This window comes from Hymenobacter cavernae, assembly GCF_014641455.1.
GTDB classification, from domain to species: Bacteria; Bacteroidota; Bacteroidia; order Cytophagales; family Hymenobacteraceae; genus Hymenobacter; species Hymenobacter cavernae.
In genome coordinates, this window is record NZ_BMHT01000021.1 from 1 (window position 1) to 3179 (window position 3179).

General features: G+C 50.6%; 2 protein-coding genes. Both read right to left on the reverse strand.

All coding sequences use genetic code 11. The features are described from left to right. Positions 1 to 7: 7 nt before the first annotated feature. Positions 8 to 1219: a glycosyl hydrolase 115 family protein gene (locus IEX74_RS23000; protein ID WP_188816444.1), complete on the reverse strand. Its 1212-nt coding sequence runs from the start codon at positions 1217 to 1219 to the stop codon at positions 8 to 10. A gap of 354 nt (positions 1220 to 1573) precedes the next feature. After that, entirely contained in the window at positions 1574 to 1900 is a 327-nt protein-coding gene (locus IEX74_RS23005; RefSeq protein WP_188816445.1) for an integrase core domain-containing protein, read from the reverse strand. Positions 1901 to 3179: the final 1279 nt, after the last annotated feature.

Here is a 3179-nt window from a genome sequence, read left to right on the forward strand (position 1 = left end):
ACAGAATTTAACGCCCGATGAGGTAGTAGCTGCCGCCACTACGGTCGAGCTTCAAAACGCCTGATGCTCTACTTCTAGCGGGCTCAGTAAATGGGAGGAGGTCAAAGTAGTCTTGCACTTCTTTATAGATGGCCCAAACCTGGGGTGTTTGTTCGGCCGGTTTCCCAGTTACTTCCGCTAAGATGGTGCGCTGATCTTTGATGATGGTCTTGAGTAGATCGACGGCTGTTCCTTCGCCCATTCCCGCATCTCCATCCCCGCGCATGCCGACCGTCACCATGCTTTCGTAGTTGCCCATGCGTTGCACCCCACCCCGCCAGAATTGCTGCAGCTTTTCCTTGTTAGTGCGGTAATCCCAGGCACCACTCTTAAACACGGACCATTCATTGTGGGCGCGCATCATAGGTTCGTGATGGCTGGTAGAGACCACAATGCCAAAGTCGTCGGCGACTTTGGGGTTCAACGGATCATCCACATTAAACATGGTGGGAAGCCACATAGAAGGCCACAGAAAGTTGGCCTTGTTACGGAGCAATAGCTCACATATCTTCTCATAAACTTGGTGGTTAATTCCCCCGAACTTCTCCGTTGCCCAGTTTCGGAAGGCCGGCGCTTCATCATTGATGAAGATGCCACGATATTTTACGGCTGGACCAGTAGAAACAAAGCGGCCTTTTTGCAGAAAAATGGTGGAAGATTTCTGAACCGGCACATCGGCCCACCAATACCAGGGCGATACGCCCATTTTTTCGGACAGAGTAAACACGCCGTACGCCGCTCCCCGTCGATCACTGCCCACAATTACCAGCGCTTGCCTTACTCCTGGGAAAGGTTTGTCAATTGTTTGAATAATGAAACGCTCCCATTGTCCTTTAATAGAACTTACATCGAGTCTCTTTTTCTTTACAAGTTGAGTAATAAGCTCATTATTGCCAATTGTGCCAACAATAATCATGGTGGCTGCCAGTGGGGTGCTGCCAGCTAGAACCGGTGGCTTTTTTCCGGAAACCCGGTCAATATCATCTGCCAGGAAGTTGGCCGACTTTTTTACCAAAACATTTTCAGAGGCGTCATAAACAATAGTAGCCGAAGTAGACTCACCGATTATTGGAAATTGCTTATTTTCATTTCCTCCATTCCGGAAAATTACCTGGGAAAAACACAAGGCAGGGAATAAAATAAACGGCAAAAACAGGTAGGCAATTTTTAATTGTTTCATGTGCTATTTTCAGTGTCGCAGAGTACTATTTATCTTGAAATTAATTACCAGCTCTAGAGTTAAACAAGCTGTTTAACCAAAACATCTTTGAGAATACCCCTGCCACACTACGAGCCTTGGTGCAGGTAAGTACCTGGATTTAAGATGCTTGTTGATGTAAGTTCAAGAATGTTCTCCCGGCCAAGATAAGAGCTTCGGCAGTTTACAGAACTTCATGTCCGAACAAAAGCAGGTTACGATTCCACTGTTGATCGGAGGTGGAAGATTTTGGTCTTCCTGGTCGTTACCGCCCGGCACGTAACCTGCCCTACGGCGTGAGTCCAATCTTGCTGATGTAGAACTGAGGTGGTTCGGTTATGCTGGACAGTTTAGGGGGTTAAGTGGAAGAAGCTGTTGATGAGCGTGATAGGGCGTCTGATAGCCAATACTGGAATGTAGGCGCTCGTGATTGTAGTAGTCAAAATAGTCGGCTACGCTGACTTGGACATCAGCTAGGTCGGCAAAAACAGGCCGCTCGCGTACTTCGAGCACCTCGGTTTTCAGGCGCGACCACAGGCTCTCAGCTTGGGCATTATCATAGCAGTCGCCGCGGCGACTCTGCGAGCGCACCGCCTCGTGGTCGTGGAGCAGCGTTCGGTAGACGTTGTGAGTGGGCGTGATACGAGTGAATTGGTATTCCAAAAAATGCCGGTGGGTAGAGCTGACTTACTTCGTGGTAGTAATGATAGCGCGTACGAAGCGCCTCACTTTATGCCATTTCTGGATAGCCTCTTCTACTCCACTACACCTGAGTCAAGGCAAAGCACCTCCAAGACGGAGCAAGGGCTCAGAAAGTAGGGTGCTGAGCAGGTGGCTCAGAAAGTCCGTCCTAAGTACCTTGGTGAGCTAGAAACGGGGTTATCGTTGGCTCGTTCCGGTGCGTCAGAAAGGCGCACCTTCTTGGCCCCACCCGGGTGCCGCAGGGGGCGTCGGTACGCCCTAGCTTCGAGTCACCGAACGGTTACTTGTTTAACTGTTGTACTCAAACTTTTAACCACGGCCATTACTACTCTTGGACTCCGCCAGTCCCCGTAAGATGGGTTAGCCCTTTTGCGGGTCGGTTGCGCAACAGCGGCCACGTCAGCAAGCTCACCAATGCGGGCAGCGCCAGGGCCGACAACCACAACCCGTGGAACGGGCCGGCCTGCTGGGCCTGATTAGCTTGCAAGCGGGCCAGCTCGGTGGCGATGGTTCGTTTATTGGAGGGTTCTGCACCTAGCCAAAACGGCTTGGAAACGCAGATCTTCCGGGCCGGTTTTCAAGACCGTTTTTGGAGGGTAAACCGAACGGTTTCTACGCACTTGCGGAGTATGTGAATACAGGCTGAAAACGCCCTTTTTCAAGCTCGCTTTTGCCACCCTTTTTTGCGCACCTAAAAGAAGCTCCGGTTCACGGCTGATCGAGCATGACATCTTATCTATCCCGTCCCTTTCTAGTCGCCTTGAGCACAAACATGCTGCTCTTCTTAGGGGCGTGGCTCGGGGTTAATCAAGGGAAAGGACTCTTCTTTTTCACGCAAGATGAGCTGGGGCTGATGCTGCTCTTGCCGCTAGCTGTGGTCATCAATGCTCTACTCTATATTGTATGTCTCCTGCTAGATGCACGCCAAGGGGCCAAAGGGTTTGGCGCCACGTTCTTGTTGTTACTTGGTGGGTGTAGCGCCGTTTGGATTCATGGCGGCCAAGCGGGTGTTACATCATAGCTACTAAAACACGGTGCGTTGTTGACAAAGTCACCTGTTCAGATTACTTATTAACAAACGGCCCCAAAAAACTGCGTTTTTGGGGCCGTCAAGGTGGGTGCTAAAACCGTTCAGCAAAGGGTTGTGGCTGTTGCAGAAGTAATAGCCTGTTAGCAAGTGTTCTCGTAGAGCGAAGATGCAGGGCAGGAAGCAGTTTACCGATCAGCTCGTCACCCAGTT